The sequence below is a fragment of the Roseovarius halophilus (ex Wu et al. 2025) genome (assembly GCF_047086965.1).
In genome coordinates, this window is record NZ_JBKOTX010000020.1 from 1 (window position 1) to 24,352 (window position 24,352).

At 63.4% G+C, this 24,352-nt stretch carries 24 protein-coding genes; 12 read left to right on the plus strand and 12 right to left on the minus strand.

Features of this window, described 5'->3' with window-relative positions:
- The 5 genes from ACH107_RS06050 to ACH107_RS06070 all read right to left on the minus strand — a co-directional run.
- A partial coding sequence (locus ACH107_RS06050) for a glycosyltransferase (protein WP_412505051.1) occupies positions 1 to 806 on the minus strand: 806 nt, incomplete at its 3' end.
- On the minus strand, positions 803 to 1,852 hold the full coding sequence (locus ACH107_RS06055; RefSeq protein WP_412505052.1) for a glycosyltransferase family 2 protein: 1,050 nt from the start codon (positions 1,850 to 1,852) through the stop codon (positions 803 to 805). The genes ACH107_RS06050 and ACH107_RS06055, both read right to left, overlap by 4 nt.
- Before the next feature lie 102 nt (positions 1,853 to 1,954).
- On the minus strand, positions 1,955 to 3,070 hold the full coding sequence (locus tag ACH107_RS06060; RefSeq protein ID WP_412505053.1) for a site-specific DNA-methyltransferase: 1,116 nt from the start codon (positions 3,068 to 3,070) through the stop codon (positions 1,955 to 1,957).
- Positions 3,071 to 3,161: 91 nt separating this feature from the next.
- On the minus strand, positions 3,162 to 3,794 hold the full coding sequence (locus ACH107_RS06065) for a ribonuclease HII (RefSeq protein WP_412505054.1): 633 nt from the start codon (positions 3,792 to 3,794) through the stop codon (positions 3,162 to 3,164).
- A 72-nt stretch (positions 3,795 to 3,866) separates the two neighbouring features.
- Complete coding sequence (locus ACH107_RS06070; RefSeq protein ID WP_412505055.1) at positions 3,867 to 4,397, minus strand: hypothetical protein; 531 nt, start codon at positions 4,395 to 4,397, stop codon at positions 3,867 to 3,869.
- Between the two features lie 189 nt (positions 4,398 to 4,586).
- Between ACH107_RS06070 and ACH107_RS06075 the strand changes: the two genes are divergently transcribed.
- Both ACH107_RS06075 and ACH107_RS06080 read left to right on the plus strand, forming a co-directional pair.
- Positions 4,587 to 4,826, plus strand: coding sequence for a hypothetical protein (locus ACH107_RS06075; protein ID WP_412505056.1), 240 nt, complete (start codon positions 4,587 to 4,589; stop codon positions 4,824 to 4,826).
- A gap of 22 nt (positions 4,827 to 4,848) precedes the next feature.
- Entirely contained in the window at positions 4,849 to 5,553 is a 705-nt protein-coding gene (locus tag ACH107_RS06080) for a winged helix-turn-helix domain-containing protein (protein ID WP_412505057.1), read from the plus strand.
- 6 nt (positions 5,554 to 5,559) lie between these two features.
- On the opposite strand, the gene ACH107_RS06085 is transcribed toward ACH107_RS06080, so the two are convergent.
- The 6 genes from ACH107_RS06085 to ACH107_RS06110 form a co-directional block, all read right to left on the minus strand.
- Positions 5,560 to 6,744 carry an aromatic amino acid transaminase gene (locus ACH107_RS06085; RefSeq protein WP_412505058.1) on the minus strand — a complete coding sequence of 395 codons (1,185 nt, stop codon included), beginning with the start codon at positions 6,742 to 6,744 and terminating at the stop codon, positions 5,560 to 5,562.
- The gene (gene sseA, locus ACH107_RS06090) at positions 6,744 to 7,601 is read right to left on the minus strand and encodes a 3-mercaptopyruvate sulfurtransferase (protein ID WP_412505059.1); all 858 of its coding nucleotides are present in this window, start codon (positions 7,599 to 7,601) and stop codon (positions 6,744 to 6,746) included. Before sseA ends, ACH107_RS06085 begins: the two co-directional genes overlap by 1 nt.
- Positions 7,602 to 7,714: 113 nt before the next feature.
- Positions 7,715 to 8,191 carry an SsrA-binding protein SmpB gene (smpB, locus tag ACH107_RS06095; RefSeq protein WP_412505060.1) on the minus strand — a complete coding sequence of 159 codons (477 nt, stop codon included), beginning with the start codon at positions 8,189 to 8,191 and terminating at the stop codon, positions 7,715 to 7,717.
- 74 nt (positions 8,192 to 8,265) lie between these two features.
- Positions 8,266 to 10,620: a TRAP transporter large permease gene (locus tag ACH107_RS06100; RefSeq protein WP_412505061.1), complete on the minus strand. Its 2,355-nt coding sequence runs from the start codon at positions 10,618 to 10,620 to the stop codon at positions 8,266 to 8,268.
- Positions 10,621 to 10,637: 17 nt separating this feature from the next.
- A complete protein-coding gene (locus ACH107_RS06105) occupies positions 10,638 to 11,576 on the minus strand; it encodes a TRAP transporter small permease subunit (RefSeq protein WP_412505062.1) in 939 nt (312 codons plus the stop codon).
- Positions 11,577 to 11,680: 104 nt separating this feature from the next.
- On the minus strand, positions 11,681 to 12,766 hold the full coding sequence (locus ACH107_RS06110) for a TRAP transporter substrate-binding protein (RefSeq protein ID WP_412505063.1): 1,086 nt from the start codon (positions 12,764 to 12,766) through the stop codon (positions 11,681 to 11,683).
- 496 nt (positions 12,767 to 13,262) lie between these two features.
- Between ACH107_RS06110 and ACH107_RS06115 the strand changes: the two genes are divergently transcribed.
- A complete protein-coding gene (locus tag ACH107_RS06115) occupies positions 13,263 to 15,020 on the plus strand; it encodes an acetolactate synthase 3 large subunit (protein WP_412505064.1) in 1,758 nt (585 codons plus the stop codon).
- Here ACH107_RS06115 and ACH107_RS06120 read toward each other — a convergent pair.
- Positions 14,997 to 16,019, minus strand: coding sequence for a hypothetical protein (locus ACH107_RS06120; RefSeq protein WP_412505065.1), 1,023 nt, complete (start codon positions 16,017 to 16,019; stop codon positions 14,997 to 14,999). The two genes, ACH107_RS06115 and ACH107_RS06120, sit on opposite strands and share 24 nt — an antisense overlap.
- 209 nt (positions 16,020 to 16,228) lie before the next feature.
- On the opposite strand from ACH107_RS06120, the gene ilvN reads away from it, so the two are divergent.
- The 9 genes from ilvN to ACH107_RS06165 all read left to right on the plus strand — a co-directional run bounded on the left by ilvN (position 16,229) and on the right by ACH107_RS06165 (position 24,307).
- Positions 16,229 to 16,786, plus strand: a complete 558-nt coding sequence (ilvN, locus tag ACH107_RS06125) for an acetolactate synthase small subunit (protein WP_412505066.1) — start codon at positions 16,229 to 16,231, stop codon at positions 16,784 to 16,786.
- 218 nt (positions 16,787 to 17,004) lie between these two features.
- Positions 17,005 to 18,165, plus strand: a complete 1,161-nt coding sequence (locus tag ACH107_RS06130) for an aromatic ring-hydroxylating oxygenase subunit alpha (protein WP_412505067.1) — start codon at positions 17,005 to 17,007, stop codon at positions 18,163 to 18,165.
- Complete coding sequence (locus tag ACH107_RS06135; protein ID WP_412505068.1) at positions 18,162 to 18,374, plus strand: hypothetical protein; 213 nt, start codon at positions 18,162 to 18,164, stop codon at positions 18,372 to 18,374. Before ACH107_RS06130 ends, ACH107_RS06135 begins: the two co-directional genes overlap by 4 nt.
- 197 nt (positions 18,375 to 18,571) lie before the next feature.
- Positions 18,572 to 18,835, plus strand: coding sequence for a 30S ribosomal protein S20 (gene rpsT / locus ACH107_RS06140; protein ID WP_412505069.1), 264 nt, complete (start codon positions 18,572 to 18,574; stop codon positions 18,833 to 18,835).
- A 484-nt stretch (positions 18,836 to 19,319) separates the two neighbouring features.
- Positions 19,320 to 20,693: a chromosomal replication initiator protein DnaA gene (dnaA, locus tag ACH107_RS06145; RefSeq protein ID WP_412505070.1), complete on the plus strand. Its 1,374-nt coding sequence runs from the start codon at positions 19,320 to 19,322 to the stop codon at positions 20,691 to 20,693.
- A 138-nt stretch (positions 20,694 to 20,831) separates the two neighbouring features.
- On the plus strand, positions 20,832 to 21,950 hold the full coding sequence (dnaN, locus tag ACH107_RS06150) for a DNA polymerase III subunit beta (RefSeq protein WP_412505071.1): 1,119 nt from the start codon (positions 20,832 to 20,834) through the stop codon (positions 21,948 to 21,950).
- 193 nt (positions 21,951 to 22,143) lie between these two features.
- The gene (gene recF / locus ACH107_RS06155; RefSeq protein ID WP_412505072.1) at positions 22,144 to 23,256 is read left to right on the plus strand and encodes a DNA replication/repair protein RecF; all 1,113 of its coding nucleotides are present in this window, start codon (positions 22,144 to 22,146) and stop codon (positions 23,254 to 23,256) included.
- A 2-nt stretch (positions 23,257 to 23,258) separates the two neighbouring features.
- Entirely contained in the window at positions 23,259 to 23,690 is a 432-nt protein-coding gene (locus tag ACH107_RS06160) for a VOC family protein (protein WP_412505102.1), read from the plus strand.
- Entirely contained in the window at positions 23,687 to 24,307 is a 621-nt protein-coding gene (locus tag ACH107_RS06165) for a LysE family translocator (protein ID WP_412505073.1), read from the plus strand. The genes ACH107_RS06160 and ACH107_RS06165 overlap by 4 nt, the downstream gene beginning before the upstream one ends.
- The last annotated feature ends 45 nt before the right edge of the window (positions 24,308 to 24,352 follow it).

Consider the following 24,352-nt stretch of genomic DNA (forward strand, 5'->3'; position numbering starts at 1 on the left):
GCGGCGCGGCGGTACAATCCGGCCCCGAAGACACGACCCCGGGCCGGGCTTTGCTCAATGAGGCGCATGGCCTCGGCTGCCCGGCGCGTTTCGGCGACCCAGTGACGTTCCGGCGCGGCCCCGTGCAGCGCCGCGCCCTCGGCAAAGGCATGGCCGGCGCGACGGCTGCGGCGCCACCATTGCGACAGCCGCGTCATCGCCGCGTCGTGCCATGTCATCTCGGCGTCCAGCCGTTCGATCCGCCACCCCGCCTTGCGCAGCCGCACGCACAGCTCCGGCTCTTCTCCCGCGATCAGGTCGTCGCGGAACCCGCCCACCGCGCGCACCGCGTCGAGGCGCATCAGCGCGTCACCGCCGCAGGCTTTCGCGGGGCCCACGGGCGTATCCCATTCCGCGTCGCAAAGCCGGTTGAAAACGCTCGCCTCCGGGTGGCGTTCCCGGCGCCGGCCGCAGACGACCGCCAGACCGTCATCCGCCCGCAACGCGGCCAGCCCGCGCGCGACCCATCCGTCGCGCAGCGCGCAATCGCCGTCGATGACCTGCACGAACACGGCGGCGTCACCGTCCAGCGCGGCCAGCCCCGCATTGCGCGCCCGCGCCGCGGTAAAGGGCATGTCGGCGTCCAGCGTCACAACGCGCGCGCCGGCCTCTCGCGCCGCGGCCACGCTGCCATCGGTCGATCCCGAGTCGACATAGACCACCGGCGCGACCGTGTCGGGCAACGCCGCGAGGCAGGCAAGGAAACGCGCCCCCTCGTTCCGCCCGATGATGACCACGGCAACGCCCGGCCGTGCCCCGGCGCTCATGTCGCGGTGCCCGCCGCGCCGGCCACGGCCCCGGTACCACCGGGCGCGCGGATCAGGAACCCCTCGTGATAAAGCTGGTCCAGCCCGAGCAAGCGCCGGCAGTCCGCGGTATGAAGCGTCAGGTCGGGCGTGGCGTCGAAAACGCTCAGCCGCTTGTGATCGTCCCCGTGAAGGATCGCCTGCCGTCGCGCCACGTCGGCATCGCGCGCCGCCGGATCATTGGCGAACTTGTAATGCCGGATCACCGCGGTAAAATCGGCACAGCGCACGTTCGTGGCGCAATGCGGATGCACGCCCGGCACGACATCACCCACCACGTGCACCAGCGGATGTTTCGTCAGGCAGCACATCTCGCCGAAAACCCGGGCCCGGACCCCGCCCGAGAAAACCTTGATCGCCGGGTTCGTGACCTCGTTGGCCTGCAGGAAATAGGAAAAGTCGATGGCGGGGTCGTGATACGCCTGCCGCAGCAGGTAATCCGGTTCGTAATGAACGAATTGCGCCAACACGTCGGAATACGGCAGGCTGGCGACCTCTCTCAGCGGCCGGTCGGGAAACAGGTCCAGCATCTGCGCGACCAGCGCCGTGTGGCCGCGCGCCTCTAGCCGGGCGGTCAGGCCGCGCAGGCCCATCTCGGCCGCGCCCTCGAAATCCAGCATCTCGTCCATGTCCGCATAAAGGCACCACCGGCCGGTGGCGTATCGTTCGGCGGCATGGCGGCGGAAATCCGATTCCATGTGCCCCCAGGGCTCCAGCGATTGCAGGATCACGGTGTCGGGCTCGGCCCGGAGCCTGTCGAGCGTGCCATCGGCCGACCCGTTGTCGCAAAAGACGAAAAGCCCCGCGCCCAGCGCCCGGTAATGGGCAAGGAATTCGTCAAGGTAGAACATCCCGTCGCGCACCAACGCGACCACGACCACCTCGCGCGGGTCATCACCCGGCCCCTTGGGGCCGTGCAGATGCCGGATGGAACGGCGATTGCGCGCCGCGCGCGCCTTGCGCCGCACGCGCGCCGCGACACGGCTGACCATGTTCCCGCCTTTCATCCCGCGCGCCTCGATCTCCGGAAACCCTTTCAGGTCGCGAGCCTAGTCGATGAATACCGCATCGCAAAGTCCGCCTTGCGCCTCGTTGGCGGAAATGCGGGCTCAGTTCGGGCGCTCGCCCATTTCCGCGCGGATCTGCTGGCGGAAGATGTCTATGGGCACGCGCTTGCCGTCCCGCTTGATGCACCAATAAGTCCAGCCGTTGCAGCTGGGCGCCCCTTCCAGCGCGGCCCCGACCTGGTGGATCGACCCTTTGACGTCGTCGCCCACCAGCGTCCCGTCGGCGCGCACCTTCGCCTTGTGCCGGTCGTTCATCGAGTACAGCTCCTCGCCCGGGCGCAGCATGCCGCGCTCGATCAGCTGGCCGAAGGGCACGCGCGGCGCGGCGCGCTTGCTGGTCGAAACCTCCAATGCGGCGCTGTCGTACTTGCGGATCGTGGCCAGCCGCCGCTCGGCTACCTCGCGATAGGACGCTTCGCGCTCGATCCCGATGTAGTCGCGGCCCAGCATCTTGGCCACGGCGCCCGTGGTGCCGGTGCCGAAGAACGGGTCCAGCACCACGTCGCCGGGGTTCGTCGTGCCCACCAGCACCCGGTGCAGCAGGCTCTCGGGTTTCTGCGTCGGGTGCGCCTTCTCGCCATCCTCGGTCTTGAGGCGCTCTTGCCCGCTGCAGATCGGCAGAACCCAGTCGCTGCGCATCTGCACCCCGTCATTGAGCGATTTCAGCGCCTCGTAGTTGAACGTGTATTTCGCGCCTTCCTCCTTGCTGGCCCAGATCAGCGTCTCATGCGCGTTCGTCAGCCGCTTGCCGCGGAAATTCGGCATCGGGTTCGATTTGCGCCAGACGATGTCGTTAAGGATCCAGTATCCCGCGTTCTGCATCGCCGCGCCGACGCGGAAAATGTTGTGATAACTGCCGATCACCCAGATCGCGCCGTTGGGCTTAAGCAACCGCCGCGCGGCGCGCAACCATTCCTGCGTGAACCGGTCATAGGTCGCGAAGGAATCGAACCTGTCCCAATCGTCGTCCACCGCATCGACCTGGCTGTTGTCGGGGCGGTGCAAATCGCCGCGCAATTGCAGGTTATACGGCGGGTCGGCAAAGATCAGGTCCACCGACGCCTCCGGCAGGCTGTCCATCACCTCGATGCAATCGCCGTCCATGATCGTGTTGAGGGGGAGCGCAGTCGCGCCCTTGGGCTTGGTCATCGTTTTCATTCTCTGCCTCTATCCACGGCGCGTTGCTGCGCTCTGGTTCATTGAAGACAAAGATGAGTCAAAGGCGATTCGCCGTCAATTTCTTTTTAAATCAGGGACTTATACTTTTTTCTTGATACAATATATTGTGTACCGGTTTGAACGATCGCCTATGGTGTGGGGTGACCCCGAGATTTAGGAGCGCCGCCCGATGGCTTTTCGACGGGTAGCCCGCATTGGTCTCCCAGCCATAGCCGGGAAACTGTTGCGCCAAATCCCGCATCAGCCTGTCACGCCGTGTTTTCGCCACGATCGACGCCGCCGCGATACTCAGCGAAACGCCATCGCCCTTGATCACCGCCCGGGCCGGCACGGCCATGTCGCGCGGGATCATGTTGCCGTCCACCAGCACGAACCCCGGCGCGCGCACCAGACCCGCCACCGCGCGCGCCATCGCAAGGTGCGACGCGCGCAGGATGTTCAGCCTGTCGATCTCCTCGACGGTGGCATGCGCGACCGAAACCTCGGCCACGGCCATCAAGCTGTCGTGCAGGGTCGTGCGCCGCGCCGCCGTCAGCTTCTTGGAATCGTTCAGCCCCTCGGGGATGTTGCCCGGATCAAGGATCACGGCCGCGGCCGTGACCGGCCCGGCCAGCGGCCCGCGGCCCACCTCGTCAACGCCGGCAACGGGGCCGGTATTTCCGGCAATCGCCGCGCGTTCCAGTTGGTAATCGGGTCCCGTCATGCCGCCACAAAGCACGGATCGCCCGGCGATGCAAAGCCGGACGGGAAGGCCGAACCTTCCCGCCGGTGACGGTCAGCGGCGCCCGGTCCCGTAGCCGTGGCCCGAAAGGCATTTGTCGCGGTAGATCGTCCCGAACTGCCCGCCGACCACGATCGCGCAGCGTCGCGGCAGGCCGCGATACCCGGCATAGTGCTTGCGCAGGCAGCGGCCCGAATAGCCGTAGCGTGCCCCGTGTTCGGCATGGTGGTAGACCCGGCAGGCGCGTGGCAGGGCCGCCTTGCGCCGTTTCCCGTGCCGGTACCCGTCGCGGTGATCACCCCGGTGGTAGCGGTCGCCCCGGTAACGATCGTGGCGATGCCTCTCTTTCGCCCGGGTGCCGCGGTGCCTGTCCTTGTCATGCGCGAAACCGCCGCGATGCCGACGCGATACCGCACCGTCATCCCGGCCCCGATGCTCGGCGATCGCGGCCCCGATCAGCCCCAACGCGACAGCGCCCGCGATGATCTTCGCAGCATCCTTGCCATCCGCCCGGGCCGGCGCGGCCCCGAGGCTGGCCACGGCCAACGCCGTCACCAGAACGGTTGCTATGAATTGTCGATGCATGGTCGAGTTTCCCTTGTTTTGATGGCGTGACAGCCGCCCCGGCAACGGCCGGCGCCAGCATGTCAAAGGCTGCACGCCACTTGCCCGACAGGCAATAACGGCCCCCTGCTATCGGATATCACCGCTATCCGTGCCCCCGGCCCACCGGGGTCATTGAATAGCAACACGATTGCGCGCATGTTGGCGGGCATGAAATGGATGTTGCATATCGCGGCCCTCGCCACCGCCCTCGGCTTTTTCGCCACGGGCGCCCACGCCGCCTGCCTCGTGGAATACAAGGCCAAGCGTGATAGTCCGCTGGAACTGTTCTACGATGTGGCGTCCGTGAGCGGCCCCTGCACCGTGGCCGCCGCCCGGCAGGAGTTGAAGACACGTCTCGAACGGCAAGGTCTGACCCTGCTCAAGATCCTGTCGGTAAAGGAAGAATGAGCCCCCTGATGGAGAAAACGCGGTGACCCCTCCCGACGGCACCGCCGCGGATGCGCGCCGCTCGGGCAACCGGGTTGTCATTGCCGGGGTCGTGGCGATCGTCGCGATCCTGTCGCTGGCGGCGGTTTTCCTGTTCCTGTCGCTGCCTGACGCGAATGCCTTCAACGCCCGCGTCGAGCGGATATTCGTTGAAAACGACGCGCTGACCTCGGACGCTGAAATCAAGCTGCTGGAAATCCTTGCGCTGTCCGGCACCGCGTTTTCCGAAACGCTGACAAGCTACCGGATGGTGATCTTCGTGCTGCTTGTCTTTGCCGCCGCGCTGCTGGTGGCGTCACTTGTCTTTCTGGTCATGCTGGTCGCGCTTAACCGCCGCATGGCCCAGATCGAACGCTCGGGCATCCAGGTTTCGTCGCTGCTCATCAGTCGCGACGAAAAGAAGGTCTACCTCAACAACATGGGGTTCCGGCTGACAGACGCGGCAATGGAAACCCTCGGCGTGCTGGCCGAGGCGCGGTTGGATGACGACGTGCTGTCAGGCGCCGAGATCGAGGCGATGATTTCCGGCCGCCCCGCCGCAGATTGCGAGGAAGCCGCCGGCGCCACACGCATCAAGCGGCTACGCGATTCACTTGGCAATCAACTTGTCAGCGAATTGCTGGTCAAGAACATCGCGCGTCGTGGTTACATGCTGGCCATCGAGAAGGACGTCATCAAGATGATGTAGGCGGGGTCAGCCCCCCGCCTCCATGATCGCCTTGGCCAGCACCGGCACCGTCCGGGTATTCAGCCCGGCAATGTTGATCCGGCTGTCACCGGTCATGTACACGCCGTGATCCGCCCTGAGCCGCGCCACGGTGTCGCCATCCAGCCCGAGACGTGAAAACATGCCGCGATGCTGCGCGATGAACCCGAACCTGTCAGACCCCGACAGGCGCTGGAGTTCGCCGGCCAACTGCTCACGCAGGGCCAGCATACCCAGCCGGACCTCCTCAAGCTCAGCCTGCCAGTCGGCGCGCAAGGCGTCGTCCTGCAAGACCAGCGTCACAAGCCGTGCGCCGTGATCCGGCGGAAACGAATAGGTTTGCCGGTTCAGATATGTCAGGTTATCCTGGGTCACTTTTTGCAGGCGCTTGTCCTGCCCCACCGCCATGATCAGTCCGGCACGTTCGCGGTAGATACCGAAATTCTTGGAACAGCTCGCCGCGATCAACACCTCGGGGCATCCCGCGGCAACCGCGCGCGTCCCCGCCGCGTCGGCCTCGAGCCCGTCACCGAACCCCTGGTAGGCGATGTCGATCATCGGCAACGCGCCGGCATCGTTCAGGCGCTCGATCACGCTGTGCCATTCCGTCATGTTCAGGTTGGCACCAGTGGGGTTGTGGCAGCAGCCATGCAACAGCACCACGTCCCCCGCGCGTAACCCGCCCAGATCCGCCATCATCCCGGCAAAATCGACACCGCCCGTGGCGGCATCGAAATACCGGTAGGGCACGGTCTCCATCCCCATGTACTTGAGGATGCTCAGGTGGTTGGGCCATGTCGGGTCGCTCACGAAAACCCGCGCGTCAGGGTTCATCATGCGTGCCAGTTCCAGCCCCTGCCGGACAGCGCCCGTGCCGCCCGGCGTGGCAACCGCCGCCACGACCTCGCCCGGCACCGCATCACCGAGGATCAGGCCCGACAGAGCCTCGGCATAACCCGTGGGGCCCGCGAGCGAGGTATAGGCTTTCGTGGTTTCCTCCTGCCACCAGCGCTTCTCGGCTTCCTTCACCGCGCGCATGATCGGCGTGACCCCTTCGGCGTTGCGATAGACCCCGACGCCAAGGTCAATCTTGGTCTCGCGCGGGTCGGCACGGAATTCCTGCATCAGGGCAAGGATCTTGTCGGCAGGCTGTTCCTTGAGTTGGTCGAACATCACTCGTCTCCGGTCGCGACGGGCACGGTGGGGAAGGCGCCCCATTCCGCCCATGAGCCGTCGTAAAGCGCATGGTCGGTCTTGCCGATCCGCTCCAGCGCCAGGTTGATGATGGCCGCCGTCACACCCGAGCCGCAGGTCGTGATCGCCGGCTTGGCCAGGTCCACGCCGGCGGCGGCGAACGTTGCGCGCAGAGCCTCGGGCGATTTCATGGTGCCGTCGTCGTTCAGCAGGCTGGCATAGGACACGTTCCGTGATCCGGGTATGTGCCCGCTGCGCAAGCCGTCGCGCGGCTCCGGCGCGTCGCCGCGGAAACGGTCCGACGCGCGGGCATCCAGTATCTCGTGATCCCCCAGCTTGGACGCCGCCGAAACCTGCGTGACATCCTTGATCATGTGATTCTGCCGGCGCACCGTCATGTGCCTGTCGCGGATGACGGGCGGCATGTCCTCTACCGGCCGCCCCTCGGCCAGCCATTTGGGCAGGCCGCCATCCAACACCGCGACACTGTCCTGTCCCATCAGCCGGAACAACCACCAGACACGCGCGGCCGAAAACATGCCGGCCGCATCGTAGACGACCACCTGATGCCCGTCACCCACGCCCATGTCCCGCAAGCGTGACATGAACTTTTCAACCGGGGGCACCATGTGCGGCAGGTCGGACCGGTGGTCACTGATGTCGTCGATGTCAAAGAAGCGCGCCCCGGGAATATGCGCGGCGTCATACTCGGCCTTCGCGTCGCGCCCGTCCTCGGGCATGAACCAGGTGCCGTCGAGCACCCTTAGATCCGGGTCTTTCAAGTGATCCGCCAGCCAGGCGGTTGACACGATTGTTCTGGGATCATCCTCGGCCATGGTGCCCTCTCTCGCTGTGAAAGTCCTACAACCCGCACCGCCCGAGGGCAAGCGCGCGTCTCGCGCTGCGCGCCCTGCCGGAACCGGTTGCGACCGTTCGGTCAGTGTGGGGCTCAGTTGCGCTCCTTCAACAGGCGCTGTTTCTGGCGGTTCCAGTCACGCTTGGCCTCGGTCGCGCGCTTGTCCTGTTTCTGCTTACCCTTGGCGATACCGATCTTCAGCTTCGCCAGCCCCTTGTGATTGAAATAAAGGACCAGCGGCACCAGCGTCATACCCTTGCGCTGCGTTTCGTTCCACAGCCGTGCAAGCTCCTTCTTGGACACCAGCAGCTTGCGCTTGCGCCGCTCCTCGTGGCCAAAGGTGCGCGCCTGTTCATACGGGGCGATGTAGCAGTTGATCAGCCACAGTTCACCATCCTCGACAGCAGCGTAGCTCTCGGCGATGTTGGCCGAGCGCTCGCGAAGGGATTTGACCTCCGACCCTTCAAGGATGATTCCGCATTCCAGATCGTCCGAAATCGCGTAATCGTGCCGTGCGCGCCGGTTCTCGGCGACGACCTTGTAATTCGGGTTGTCCTTCGGTTTGGCCATGGCCGCGTCCTACTGCTTCCGCCGGAGCGTGTCCAGCGGAGCAGCAGGGTACGCGGCGCGTGCCCGCGCCGCAATCAGTTCCCGATCAGTTGCGGCACGATCGTAACGATCTCGGGGAAGAACCACAGGAGCGACAGCCCGGCCACTTGGATTAGAACGAAGGGAAACACGCCGCGGTAGATATGCATGGTCGTCACCTCGGGCGGCGCGACCCCCCGCAGGTAGAACAGCGCGAACCCGAAAGGCGGCGTGAGGAAGCTGGTCTGAAGGTTCACCGCGATCATGATCGTGACCCATTTCGGGTCGAATGTGCCCCCGTAGATCACCGGGCCGACGATGGGCACGACGATGTAGATGATCTCGAGGAAATCCAGAACGAACCCGAGGATGAACAAGACCAGCATCACGATCAGGAAAACCGTGAATTCGTTGTCGAAGCTGCGCAGGAACTGCTGGATGTAGTGCTCACCGCCAAAGCTGATCACGACGAGGTTCAGCAATTGTGACCCGATGAGGATCGTGAAGACCATCGAGGTCACCTTGGCCGTTTCCCGTACCACCGGGGTCAGCACACCGCCCGAGAACAGTACCCAGCACGAGAACAGCAACCCGAACGCCGCGTAGAGATAGGCCGCGTACGCCGCGAAGAAGGCCATCCAGCTTTCGAAGCTCACGACGTCCTGGTTGATCCGCAGGTCGAAGTTGATGCCCAGCAGGATGGAAAGGATGATCGCCAGCGTGGACCAGATGATGATCCGGCCCGAGCGTTCCTCGTCACGCAGTCGCCGGTAGGCGGCCAGCATGATCGCGCCGCCAGCCCCGAGCGCGGCAGCCGGGGTCGGGTTGGTGATCCCCCCAAGGATCGACCCGAGCACGGCAACGATCAATACGAGCGGCGGAAACACCACGCGGATCACTTCGTTCTCGGCCAGCCGCACGGCGCCATGCCCACAGCCGTAAAACGCCATGCCATAAGGGATCGCGAGCAACAACAAGGACACGCCCGGCCCCGTCGATGGCGCGATCAGGGCAATATCCACCAGCAGGCCCAGCACCACGCCAAGCCCGCCGATGATCAGGGGCGTCGGCGTCGCCGTGGGCTTGATGCCCCGTGCCACCGCCAGGATCAGCGAAAGGATCAGGAAGATGGTGGCGACGCCGCTTCCGATCGGGGCCGCCGAGGCCTCTTTCTCGGCCACTTTCTCGGCGATTTCCTCCTCGGTGAGCTTGACGCTTTCGGTGACGCCGCCGGATTCCTGTATGGCCTCCCGCTCTGCGACGGCCTGATCCCACGCGGCCTGACCGTGCAGGTCGATCATGGAGTCGCGGCACTCATCGCTCACGTTCGTTCGAAGTGACGCGGTTTCCCCGGCATCGGTGAAACTGTCCACCGTCAGGTTCTGGGAGCCAATGACATTGACCTGGCCCAGAAGCAGTACGCCCGCGATCAGCGCAACGGGCACCCCCACGAACCACGTGAAAGTCTCCCCGCGGGTCCGCGGCTCACTGCCGCCGCCGCCGAGTTCCACGGCCGGAGCCTTGGACGGGTTCAGAAGCGCGTAGGTGAATGCATAGCCCGCGTAAAGCAGCGCCAGCAGGATGCCGGGCAGCAGCGCCGCCTGGAACAGCGTTCCCACCGACACGACCGCCGGTTCACCCAGGTAGGTCAGGGCATCGGAGCAGCCCGCTTCCTGCGCGCGCGTCTCCTGCGCGGTCGCATACAGATCCCCCGCCAACGTGCCCAGCAGAACGATCACGATGGAGGGCGGGATGATCTGGCCCAGCGTCCCGCTGGCCGAGATGACGCCGGTCGCGATCTCGGGCGAATAATTGTTGCGCAGCATCGTCGGCAGGCTCAGCAGGCCCATCGTCACCACGGTTGCACCGACGATCCCGGTGGAAGCCGCGAGGAACGCGCCCACCACGACGACGGAAACCGCGAGACCACCGGGAAACGGGCCGAAAACCTTGGCCATCGTGGTGAGCAGGTCCTCGGCGATCTTCGAGCGTTCAAGCGTGATGCCCATCATGACGAACATCAGCACGGCCAGTAGCGTCTCGATGGATTGCCCCGCCAGCACGCGCTCGTTGATGCGATTGACGATGAAGCTGATGTTGCGATCCAGTGCGGTTTCCCAGCCCCGGGTGAACACGGGCTCCGCGATGCGCGGCAGGTCGGGGTATCGGAAAACCGATATGTTTTGCGGCTTCACCCCCGAGGCGATGAGCGCGTCATAGGCCTGGCTGCCCGTGTCGATCGCCTGATGGATGAGCAGCCCGGCGCTGTCCAGCGCCGCGATGATCGCGAAGGAAAGCACCCCGGACCCGGCAATGGCGAACGCCACGGGAAACCCGGAAAGAATGCCACCGAAGAGACAAAGAAAGACGATGATCAGGCCGATCTCGACACCGTCAAGTCCGAAGAGCATGAGTTCCCGTCCCTTCCTTACTGGTAAACGCCGTCGTAAGCGTCTTCACCCTCGCCAAGATTGTCGTGGTCGAGGAACTTGTTTTCGCTCTCCGGGCCTTCCCTCCACTCGAGGTAGGAGCGGTAGAAGAACGCCACGGCATGAAGGAACACCATCGCGGTAAAGGCCACGAGAAGCACCTTGAAAAGAAAGTAGCCGTTGAAACCGTTGGGTGAAAATCCGATGGTTTCCACGTTCCAGCGCATTGCACGCGATTTCAGCAGCAACCGGTCGAGCGTGTCGCTCGCCGATGGTTTGGGCACGATCAGGTGGCGCCACAGGAAAAACCACCCGTACATCCAGATCAGCACCGTGACGGGCATCATGAACAGCAGGCTGCCAAGCATGTCGATCACCCGCTTCGTGCGATAGCTGACGGCCGAATATATCAGGTCCACCCGCACGTGTCCGCCCTGCACGAAGGTGTAGCTGCAGCACAGCGTGATCACCATCGCGTTGTAAAGCTTGAGTTCCTCGGCATACCAGCTGATATCCATCTCCAGCGGGATACCGAAGCCCAGCACGATATCCGGCCGGGTGAAAATGCGTTGGATGAAAACGATGATGATCTGCTGGATCACCATCAGCAGGCCGGCCCACGCAAAGAACCTGCCGACCGTGTTGGCGAAACCTTCAAGCCCGCGCACCACGCCCCACAGGACGCCGTTGTAGCGCAGGCCGACGACGGTCAGGGTGAGGAACGCCGTGAATACGACAAAGAAGAATTCAACCGATCCGCCGTAATAGACGAACCGCATGACCGCTTCCTTGTCGGACCAGTCCAGCCAGCTGCCGGGATGGGAGATCGCGTAGACAAGGTTGTAGAAGGCCATGGCCACGTTTTGCGCGACCCATGCAAGGCCACTACCAAGCCCTTGCAGGATCTCGACGAGGCCAATGCCGTTGTCACTTTCCATGAGCTCCCCCAAGACCAGCTTCACATGAGGCGTTCGACCGTACCGGGCCGACTGGCACGGCAGGCCCGCCCCGGTCCCGGGGCGGGCTTCCGTCATGGTGTGGCTCAGATGCCCACCACGCGGTTACGTTGCCGGGTAAAGGCCCCTTCCGAGCGGCTGCCCCATGCGGCCGAACTCTTGAGCGACGCCATGTAGCTGTCATAACAGGTCTTGTAGATGTCGTCGTCCATCGGCTCCTGCACGACCTCGGCCGCGGCGGCACCGAAGGCGTCCCACACGCTATCGGGGAATTCCATGAGCTTGACGCCACCCGATTGCAGACGCTGCAGCGCCGCCGAATTGTTCGCCATGAACTGCGACATCGACCAGATGTTGGCCGCCTGGGCCGCGTGGCTGACGATGGATTGATGCGCGGGCGACAGCCCTTCGTACATATCAAGGTTGACGGTCAGGTTCAGGTTGGGGCCGGGTTCGTGAAAGCCTGCGGTATAATAGATATTGGTGATCTCCTGGAAACCCGCTTTCTCGTCCGCCCACGGACCGATCCATTCGGTCCCGTCGATGGCCCCTGTCGAAAGCGCCTGGTACACTTCCGACCCCGGCAGGTTCTGAACGCTGGCGCCCAGCTTGCCCAGCACCTGGCCCCCCTGGCCCGGCATCCGGAACTTGAGGCCCTGGAAGTCATCAGGGCTGTTGATTTCCTTGCTGAACCAGCCGCCGGACTGCGGCCCCGTGTTGCCGGCCGGAAACGCCTTGAGCCCGAAGATCGAATACAGGTCATCGGCCAGCTCGCGGCCGCCGTCGTGATAGAACCAGTTGTTGAATTCCTGGAAATTCATGCCGAAAGGCACCTGGCTGAAGAATGACAGTGCCGGGTGCTGGCCGAGGAAGTAGTAATCAACCCCGTGATACATGTCGGCCTGCCCGGCGGACACGGCATCGAAGACCTCGAACGCGCCGACAAGCTCACCGCCAGCCTTGAGCTCAACCGTCAAATCACCGTCGGACATCGCGGTAATGGTGTCCGCGCAGTATTGGGCGGCGTCATGCACCCCGGCAAGCCCCCGGCCCCACGTCGTCACCATCGTCAGCGTGCGTTTTCCCTGCGCATAGGCCGGTGCGGCCAGACCGGTCGCGGCGGCGGCGCTCCCGCCAAGCGCGGATTTCTTCAGAAAAGAACGACGATCCATCAAGATACTCCTCCCAGATCATAAGGATATCCGCCCAGCGATATCGGTGGGCGGATCATTGCAAGTAATACGGATCCTATCGCGCCCCCACCAAGTTGGGAATACCCGTCGCTGCGTAAAAATCCCGCAGATAGCTTGGAATTTCGGTGATCTTACAACTCTGGCCGCCAATGCAGGCCGATCGAGCATAACATTGCCTAACCTCCAACGTGCCCGCGCTTTCGCGAGACAGCGAATTGCGCGCAATAATCGCAAAGAAGACCACGGCTCACGCGACATTTTTTCGTCAAGCGCGCTTGACGCTCCCGCGCCCCGCTCATACTGTTTGCCCTAGACGCAGCGAGGAGCCTTCGACAATGTCCGATCTTATCGTACGTGTAGGATCATGGCGCATGGGCCGGTAACGGATACCATAAAGAGACCCCATGCGCCCCCGTCACCAGCGGGGGCTTTTTTATGTGCAGTATATGGATGACGTCATGAACGGAGCAAGACAATGACACGTCAGATGACCGGCGCGAAAATGGTGGTTCAGGCCCTCAAGGATCAGGGTGTGGACGTCGTATTCGGATATCCCGGCGGCGCGGTGCTACCGATCTATGACGAAATCTTCCAGCAGAACGAGATCCGCCACGTGCTGGTGCGGCATGAACAGGGCGCGGTGCACGCCGCCGAAGGTTATGCCCGCGCGACTGGCAAGCCCGGGGTGTGCCTTGTCACTTCAGGTCCCGGCGCGACCAATGCCGTGACCGGCATCACCGACGCGCTGATGGATTCGATCCCGATCATCGTGTTGTCCGGGCAGGTGCCCACCTTCATGATCGGCAACGATGCCTTCCAGGAGGCCGATACCGTGGGTATCACCCGCCCCTGCACCAAACATAACTGGCTGGTCAGCGACACCGCGCGGCTGTCGGACACGCTGCATCAGGCATTTCATGTCGCGGCTTCGGGGCGTCCGGGGCCGGTTCTGGTAGACATTCCCAAGGACGTGCAGTTCGCCAGCGCGGACTATACCCCGCCGGCACAAGCGCGCACGTCGCATTACCAGCCACAGGTCAAGGGCGACATGGAAACGATCACCGAGCTTGTCGAGGCGCTGGAAACAGCCGAACGCCCGATCTTCTACACGGGCGGCGGCGTGATCAATTCCGGCACCGCGGCAAGCCAGTTGTTGCGCGAACTCGTCGATGCCACCGGCATCCCGATCACGTCAACGCTGATGGGCCTTGGGGCCTATCCGGCCTCTGGGCGCAATTGGCTGGGCATGCTGGGGATGCACGGCCTCTACGAGGCCAACATGGCGATGCACGACTGCGACCTGATGATCAACATCGGCGCCCGCTTCGACGACCGGATCACCGGGCGGGTCGACGCGTTCAGCCCCGGCTCGAAGAAGGCGCATATCGACATCGACCCGTCCTCGATCAACAAGGTGATCAAGACCGACATCCCCATCGTCGGCGACATCGCCCACGTGCTCGAGGACATGCTCAAGGTGTGGAAGTCACGCGGCCGCAAGACCAATTCCGAAGGCATCGCGAAATGGTGGACACAGATCGAGGACTGGAAGAAGGTGAACTGCCTCGCCTTCACCCAGGAAGGTCCCACGATCCGGCCGCAATACGCGCTTAAACGGCTCGAGGAACTGACCAAGGATCACGATCGCTACATCTGCACCGAGGTCGGTCAGCACCAGATGTGGGCCGCCCAGTACATGGGATTCGAGGATCCCAACCGGTGGATGACATCGGGTGGCCTCGGCACCATGGGCTATGGCTTCCCGGCGTCGATCGGCGTGCAGATGGGCCATCCTGACGCGCTGGTCATCAATGTTGCCGGCGAAGCATCGTGGCTCATGAACATGCAGGAAATGGGGACGGCGGTGCAATTCATGCTGCCCGTCAAGCAATTCATCCTCAACAACGAGAGGCTTGGCATGGTCCGGCAATGGCAGGAGTTGCTGCACGGGGAGCGGTACTCGCAATCCTGGTCCGAGGCATTGCCGGATTTCGTGAAACTCGCCGAAGCGTTCGGCGCCAAGGGGATTCTCTGCGATGACCCGGCCGATCTGGACGATGCCATCATGGAAATGATCCGGCATCCCGGCCCGGTGATCTTCGACTGCTTGGTCGAGAAGCACGAGAACTGCTTCCCGATGATCCCGTCGGGTGAACCGCACAACAAGATGCTTCTGGGTGAGAACGCATCGACGAAAGACGCGATCAGCTCAGAGGGAGCGGTGCTGGTGTGACCTTGACCATGCCGCGCTGCTGGCGGGCTCGTTGGCCAGCCGGCGTGGTGCGGCATGGCGTGCAACCTCACGCATCACCAAGAGAAAGGCGACTGCCGAAAGCGTTTCGCGTGCTTCGGCCAGCCTTAGCGTCGGCATGGGCTCCATGACGGCATAAACGACCGGGTCCAGCATCAGCCCGACGGCTGTCATGCCGAACGCCAGACCGATCGACGGCACCGGGAACCCGATCCGCAGCAACATCTGCCTGACCGGCCGGAACAGGTGATAGCCCAACGGGATGATGGCCGCCCATGTCAGGAAACCGAGAATGAAGACATGATCGAACAGGTAGCCGAACATGTTGTGAAGGTTGGTTTCGGCCTGCACGTTCACCGCCTTGATGCCTTCGGGCGTGTCGAACCCCAGAAGTCGCTGGCCCCAGCTTATCTCTTCTCCGCACATGACAACGAAAAGCGCCGCAAGCATCGCGTGGAAGATGAAACGCGGATGGCCACGCCCGACATTGCAGGCTACCACCCCGCTCAGGCCGGCCGCGACGATCAGGATGATGGCGGACGCGGTTTCGAGCGCGCCATCCTCGGCATTCAGCGTCCAGAGCACGTCGGTAGGAATGAAACCGGCACCGAACCGGATGTAGCCCAGCATGCCGACAAGCGCGGCAATCAGGATCAGGGCCTCGGGGGACGTCAAGCGGCGCAATTCACGTTCATAAGCCGCCGGCATCACCGGTCGATAGCCCAGCAGGCGGTGGTAGCGCGCCGAACGCTCGATCCCGGTCCAGAAAACCGCGCCGGTAACCGTCACCGCGGCGAGCACGAACAAGACAACGCGCGCCACGGCGACCTCGATCTCGGCCACGCGCCTCGTCAACGCGACATCGGATGTCAGCGACGCATCCATGAGACCGATCGCCACAAGGTTCCGCGGGGTCAGCCAGACAGCACCGGCCGCGAGACCACAGGCGACCAAGAGCGCGATGAAGCGCTTGAAACCCATTTGACACACCCCCGTTACATTCACGCCCCTCTCAGGCGGCGGACGCACGCCGAACCCACGGCAAAACATAGATCAAAAACGCGAGTCTGTCACATAATTGTCATGAAACACTCTGTTGCCATGCCTTCACGACCGTGTCTTGCGGCAGCCCGGCCGGAAGTTTATCAAACGTAAACCGCCCAGATGTACCGCCTGAAAGGAGGCCGGAAATGTCAGCCCTGAAGATCAAGAAAGGCTCGTCCAAGCATTCTGCCTACAACCTTCGACCGAATTTCTCGGACGTGAGCGAAACCCACACGCTGGCGGTCATCGTCGACAACGAGCCGGGCGTTCTGGCGCGGGTGATCGGCCTGTTCTCGGGGCGCGGATACAACATCGACAGCCTGACAGTGGCCGAGGTCGACCATACCGGCCACACCAGCCGGATCACCATCGTCACGACCGGCACGCCGCAGGTGATCGAACAGATCAAGGCCCAGCTCGGCCGCATCGTCGTGGTACATGACGTCCACGACCTTACGGTGGAGGGTCACTCGGTGGAGCGGGAACTCGCCCTCTTGAAAGTGGAGGGAACCGGCGACAAACGGGTCGAGGCGCTGCGGCTCGCTGACATTTTCCGAGCCAACGTAGTTGACAGCACGCTTGACAGCTTCGTTTTCGAAATCACCGGAACCCCCGACAAAGTAGACGCGTTCGCCGAGCTGATGCGCCCACTGGGACTGACTGAAGTCGCGAGGACAGGGGTTGCAGCCCTCCCCCGCGGATAGTCAACGCCGGCCGGTGAACGGTGTGACGGCCTGTCTTGCGACGCGGGACAGGCAGGCCATCGGCTGTATGCCGGGTTCGTGACGCGCGCGGTTTTCGCGTCTCCACCGCCTACCCATCACGATCTCTTGTCGCCTTGGGGAAAATCAGGTCGCGGATAGTCGGTTTTCGTGCGCTGTTTTCTGGTCAACGGGTCATATCCGCCAACGAGGAGTGCCCCATGACGCAGAACGTAACAGATCTGTCCAATGTCCGGTCGCGCGTGGATCGCGCGAATGGACTGCCGAATGCCCACTACATCGATGCGGGCGTCTACGAGGAAGAAAAGCAAGCGCTCCTCTTTTCGCAGTGGGCGGGCCTTGCGGTGGCCGCGGACGTGCCTGCCCCCGGTGACGCCGTTCCAATGGAGTTTCTCGGGATGCCGCTGCTGCTCATCCGGGACAAGGACGGCGCGGTGCGGGTATTCCAGAACATCTGCCGCCATCGCGGCATGATCCTGGTCGAGGAACCCCGGAAGATCGAAGGCGCAATCCGCTGCCCTTATCACTCATGGTGCTATTCCACCAAGGGCAAGCTGGTGAGCACGCCCCATGTCGGCGGTCCGGGGCACAACACCCACGACGCGATCAAGCGCGACGACCTTGGCCTTGTCGAGGTGCGCAGCCATGTCTGGCGTGACGTGGTCTGGATCAACGTCTCGGGTGATGCGCCCGCTTTCGAGGAGGCGATGGCCGACATCATGGACCGCTGGTCCGAGTTCGACCTGCCGCTCTATCACGGCGGGCATGACAGCCGCCTTCAGCTCGAAGTCGCGACCAACTGGAAACTGGCCGTCGAGAACTATTGCGAAAGCTACCACCTGCCGTGGGTCCATCCGGGATTGAACAGCTACTCGAAACTGGAGGATCACTACAACATCGAGAAGCCCGGCGAATATTCCGGCCAGGGGACGCTGGTCTATCGTCAACTCACCAACGAGAACGGTGAGAAATTCCCCGATTTCAAGGATGTCGGCGCCAAGTGGAACGAGCAGGCGGAGTATATCGCCGTCTACCCGAACGTGCTTCTGGGCACTCATCGCGACCACGCCTTCGCGATCATCCTCGAACCGCGGGGCCCGGAACGGACGGTCGAGAACATCCACCTCTACTATGCCGTGCCCAATAGTGACGAGGGACTCAGGATGCGCAACACGCAACTGTGGAAAACCGTGTTCGAGGAGGACATCTTCGTCGTCGAGGGGATGCAGCGCGGTCGTCATGCCACGCAATTCGACGGCGGCCGATTTTCGCCTGTCATGGACAGCCCGACCCACTGTTTCCATGAATGGGTCGCCGGCAAGATCGAAACCCACCGGGCCAAAGCGAGGGCGGCGGAATGAAGGATCTGGACCAGCGCATGATTTCCGCGCACGAGGCGAACGACCGTCGGCAACTGATAAAGCTCTACACGACCGCCGCCGACACGATGAACGACCTCGACGCGGCATGTTTTTACCTGACGCACGCGTATGTCTTCGCACTCGAAGCCGGTGCACCGCAGGCGTGGGACCTGCACGCGCGGCTCAAGGCCCATGGCCGCGAGGCCTGAACCGATCGCCCCGCCGCGCCATGCGCGGCGGGGGGTGGTATTTGATGTTGCAATTTCCGAAAACTTGGCTAGGAACCCCGATGCAAATGCGCGTGCGGCCCGCCTCGGCCAGAATCACGCCGGCTTGGTGGCCGGGCAGGGTTTCGCTGTGCAACCGAAAGATACACTGAAACCCGAAGTAAAGGTCTGAGTCGAAAATGGCAAACACGCCGCAGTCCAAGAAACGCGCCCGCCAGAACGCGCGCCGCATCAGCGTCAACAAGGCACGTCGCTCGCACATCCGCACCCACCTGCGCAAGGTAGAGGAGGCTATTGCGTCAGGCGACAAGGACGCCGCGCAAGCGGCCCTGCAGACGGCACAGCCGGAACTTATGCGCGGCGTGACCAAGGGCGTCTTTCACAAGAACACCGCAGCGCGCAAGATGTCGCGGCTGGCGGCACGGGTAAAGGCGCTGAGCTAAGCGCTGACACGAACCCCTTGAAAAACAAAGGCGCCTCCTTGCGGGGCGCCTTTTTCATGCATGCGTGTTTTTTGACGGGCCAAGATTCTTTCCACGACTTTAACATGTCAAGCGCTAAGAACGGTTGCCGCTCTGCCAGACAACTTGCTACTTTAATCCTGCGATTCACGCTTGGGGGGACAAGCTGCCGCCAACGTTGAAGGGACGTACCCTTCAGAGGCTGTCATAGGCTTCACGTGTGGCTTTGTCCATCTGGTATGCACGGGTAAGTAACGAACGGGTAAGGCGGCTTGTGGGGACTACCGCAATCGAGCTCGTTTGTTTTGTTGGTCAGGTTGGGTTGTTATGACACCGCTTCGGCGCGGCTACGTCGCAAGCGGGAGCTTGACCTGTACGTGTGTGGTATTCCCGGCGCGGAACGCAGGCAGAAGAGCCATAATTCCACTGTCCACGAGGCGGTCGGAAAATTCGCGGAACGGGATGAATGACCAAGGAACAATGGGGCCAAATCCGGCAACAACTGCTCGAATCTGTCGGGCAAAACAACTTTAAGACGTGGATAGAGCCGCTTGAACTATCTGGGGTTGAAGAGGGTGTTGCCACCTTCACCGTCCCCACCAGCTTCATGGGCAATTACGTGTCGCAGAATTTCGGCGACCTGATCCTGTACCAGATGAATACCTGTGCGCCCGAGATACGGCGCATACACTTCAAGGTTGTCACGCGTTCTGCCGACAAGCAGGTGTCACCGACCACCAAAACCGCCACTACGCCCGAACAACCAACAAGCGAGCGGGCCGGCACCGCAAACGGGAACCTCCCGACGGCACCGTTGGAAGAGCGGTTCACGTTCGAACGCTTCGTCGTCGGCAAACCCAACGAACTTGCCCATGCAGCCGCGAAACGCGTGGCCGAAGGCGGCCCGGTGACCTTCAACCCGCTGTTCCTTTACGGCGGCGTGGGCCTCGGCAAGACGCACCTGATGCATGCAATCGCATGGGAACTGCGCCAGAATCGGCCCGAATTGTCCGTGCTCTATCTTTCTGCCGAACAGTTCATGTACCGGTTCGTTCAGGCCCTGCGCGATCGCCGGATGATGGATTTCAAGGAAATGTTCCGCGCGGTCGATGTGCTCATGGTCGACGACGTACAGTTCATCGCCGGCAAGGACAGCACGCAGGAAGAATTCTTCCACACCTTCAATGCATTGGTGGACCAGAACAAGCAGATCGTGATCTCCGCCGATCGTGCGCCGGGCGAGATCGAGAATCTCGAGGAACGCATCCGCTCCCGCTTGCAGTGCGGGCTCGTCGTGGACTTGCATCCCACCGATTACGAATTGCGCCTCGGCATCCTGCAATCCAAGGTGGAACATCAACGCCCGCAATATCCCGACCTGGTGCTGGACGACGGCGTGCTGGAGTTCCTTGCGCACCGCATTTCCACCAATGTCCGCGTGCTGGAAGGGGCCCTGACACGGCTTTTCGCCTTCGGCTCGCTGGTCGGCCGCCCCATCACCCTCGATCTCGCACAGGATTGCCTCGCCGATGTGCTGCGCGCGTCGGATCGCAAGATCACCATCGAGGAAATCCAGCGCAAGGTGTCCGAGCACTACAACATCCGCCTCTCCGACATGATCGGGCCCAAGCGCCTGCGCAGCTTCGCACGGCCGCGGCAGGTGGCGATGTACCTGTGCAAGCAGATGACGTCTCGCTCCCTCCCCGAGATCGGGCGCCGCTTCGGCGGGCGCGATCACACCACCGTCATGCACGGGGTAAAACGCATCGAGGAACTGCGTACGCAGGATGGCCAAATCGACGAGGACCTCGAACTGCTGCGCCGCACCCTCGAAGGGTGACGGCGCGGGCCGGCACGCCCCTTGACTGCCGGCGTGAATGCCCCGAAAACATCCGAAACAAAAGGCTTGCGCGGCCGGGGGCTTTTGCTACCGTGCCCATCCCGGCGCCAGACCGATACCTGACCAGGGAGCGAGGGCATGAAACTCAGCATCGAACGCGGCACGCTGCTCAAGGCCGTGGCACAAGCGCAATCCGTCGTGGAGCGGCGCAACACCATACCGATCCTCGCGAACGTCCTGATCGAGGCCGAGGGCGACTCCGTGCATTTCCGCGCCACCGACCTCGATATCGAGGTCGTCGATCGCGCCCCGGCGCAGGTGGAGCGCGCCGGCGCCACCACCGTCTCGGCCGTCACGCTTCATGAAATCGTGCGCAAGCTTCCCGACGGCGCGCTTGTCACCCTCACGGATGACAGCACGGCAGGGCGCCTCACGGTCGAGGCCGGGCGCTCGAATTTCAACTTGGCGACCCTTCCCAAGGAAGATTTCCCGGTCATGGCCTCCTCGGAATACACGGCCAACTTCTCGGCCAAGGCGCCCGCCCTGCGCCGCCTTTTCGACAAGTCCAAGTTCGCGATATCGACCGAGGAAACACGCTATTACCTGAACGGCGTTTACATGCACGTGGCCGACGCAGAAGGCGGGCAGGTGTTGCGCTGCGTGGCCACGGACGGCCACCGCCTTGCCCGGATCGATGCCGACCTACCGGTGGGCGCCGAGGACATGCCGGGCGTCATCGTCCCGCGCAAGACCGTCGGCGAGCTGCGCAAACTGCTTGATGACGACGACACCGAGATCGCCGTCTCCGTCTCGGAAACCAAGGTACGTTTCGCCACGCCCGACATCACCCTGACCTCCAAGGTGATCGACGGCACGTTTCCCGATTACACCCGCGTCATCCCGCAAGGGAATACCCGCAAGATGGAAGTGGACGCCGCCGAATTCGCGCAGGCGGTGGATCGCGTCGCCACTGTCAGTTCCGAACGCTCCCGCGCCGTGAAACTCGCGCTCGACGAGGACAGGCTGGTTCTGTCGGTCAACGCCCCAGACAGCGGCGCCGCCGAGGAGGAGCTTGCCGTCGCCTACGGGGACGAACGGCTGGAGATCGGCTTCAACGCGAAGTACCTGCTGGAAATCGCCAGCCAGGTTGACCGCGAAAACGCGGTGTTCCTGTTCAATTCCTCGGGTGACCCGACCCTGATGCGCGAAGGCAATGACACGAGCGCCGTCTATGTCGTGATGCCGATGCGGGTGTGAGCAGACGGTTTTACCGGTCAAGATATGAACCTGAGGGGCGCGGCACTGGAAACATCCGCTTCAAGACCTTTCTGTTGCAAGGCCATCAGGCCCTCCGGCGATACCAAGCTGTGACCTGATGCAGTCAAGCCCTGCCAAGATGCCGGGCTTTTTGCTTCTGGAATGATGTTTGGTATTTGGTTACTCACCTCCCATGCCGGGCCTCCACCTCTCGACCCTGACACTTTCGCATTTCCGGTCGCACAAATCCGCACGGCTGGCGCTGGATGCGCGCCCGGTGGCAATTCACGGCCCCAACGGCGCGGGCAAGACCAACGTGCTTGAAGCGGTCTCCCTTTTTTCGCCGGGCCGCGGGATGCGTCGGGCCTCGGCCCAGGACATGGCCCGCCGGCCCGAATCCCTCGGTTGGAAAATCACCGGTATCCTGCACGCGGCCGATCAGATTCACGAGATCGAGATCTGGTCGGAGGATGGCCAGCCACGCCAGACCCGGATCGACGGCAAGCCCGCCGCACAAACCGCGCTCGGCCGCATCGCCCGGGTGCTATGGCTCATCCCCGCTATGGACAGGCTCTGGATCGAGCCCGCCGAGGGCCGGCGGCGTTTCCTTGACCGCATGACAATGAGCTTCGAGCCCGATCACGCGGAAACCTCCCTGAGCTATGAAAAGGCGATGCGCGAACGGAACCGGCTGCTCAAGGATCAGGTTCGCGACGGGCACTGGTACGTTGCGCTCGAACGGCAGATGGCTGAAGCCGGCTACGCCATCCATCGCGCCCGCCACGCCGCGCTCGAGCGCCTGCGGACGGCACAAGAACGCGCCGAAACGGCCTTCCCGACCGCCGAGCTCGACTTGACCATGACCGAGGGCGCCATGCCTGCAACGCCATCGGATTTCCGCGACGCCCTGCATGAAAGCCGCTTCCGCGATCTGGCTGCCGGGCGCACGCTGATCGGGCCGCACCGGGCCGACCTTCATGGCGTCTACGCGGCCAAGGGCGTGCCGGCGCGCGACTGTTCCACCGGCGAACAGAAAGCGCTTCTCGTCTCTCTTATTCTCGCGAACGCCCGCGCGCTGGCGCGGGATACGGGCGCGGCACCGCTCCTCTTGCTGGACGAGGTGGCGGCCCATCTCGACGCCGACCGCCGCGCCGCGTTGTACGACGAAATCTGCGCGCTCGACGCACAGGCATGGATGACCGGCACTGGCGCCGAACTCTTCGCCGAGCTGGGCTGTCGTACCCAGCATCTAGAAGTCACCGAAACCGGCGACAACAGCCAAGTGAAACGAAAGGCAGCTCCATGACCATGCCATCGCAACGTGTCAGCCTCATCACCCTCGGCGTGAATGATCTCGACCGTTCCAAGGCATTCTACGCCGCACTGGGCTGGTCTCCGGCACAGGAACAGCCCGGCATCGCCTTCTACCAGTTGCGGGGTTTCGTGCTCGGCCTGTTCGGCCGCGCCGCCCTCGCCGCCGATCAAGGCCGGCCCGATGCGACGCTCGGCACCGGCGCGGTAACGCTCGCCCAGAATTTCCCGACACGAGACGAGGTCGATTCCGCCTACGCCGCCGCGCTTGCCGCCGGGGCCACCGCGCTCAGACCGCCCGAAGCGGTATTCTGGGGCGGTTACTCGGGCTACTGGGCCGACCCCGACGGCCATATCTGGGAAACGGCGATGAACCCTTTCTGGCCGCTCGACGCCGATGGCGGCCTCACGCTGCCTGACGAATCATGACGCTCTCGATGGCCGAACTCTGGCTTTATGCCGGCGGGATCCTCGTGCTTTTCCTGACGCCCGGTCCCGTCTGGCTGGCGCTCATGGCACGCGGCATGTCCGGCGGCTTCCACGCGGCGTGGCCGCTGGCGCTCGGCGTGGCGGTGGGTGACGTTCTCTGGCCGCTGCTGGCGGTTCTGGGTGTCAGCTGGCTGGTCTCGGCGGTCGACGGCTTCCTGATCCTTCTGCGATGGGTCGCGGTGATCATGTTCGCGGCGATGGGCCTGCTGCTCATCCGCCATACCGACCGGACGATCACGGCCGATAGCCGCCTGACCCGGCCGGGACGCTGGGCCGGCTTCATGGCCGGACTGGCGGTGATCCTCGGCAATCCCAAGGCGATCCTGTTTTACATGGGCATGCTGCCGGGCTTTTTCGACCTCACGCGGGTGACGCCGCCGGACATCGCCGCGATCGTGACGATCTCGTTCATCGTGCCGCTGGCCGGCAACCTGACGCTGGCACTTTTCCTCGGCCGGGTGCGGCGCCTGCTGGCCTCGCCCCGCGCACTGCGCCGCACCAACCTCGCCTCGGGTGCGCTGCTGATCGTTGTGGCCGGGCTGATCGCGCTGACATGACCGCCCCGCCCACGAAAGCCCGCTGACCTGGCCATATTCGGCACA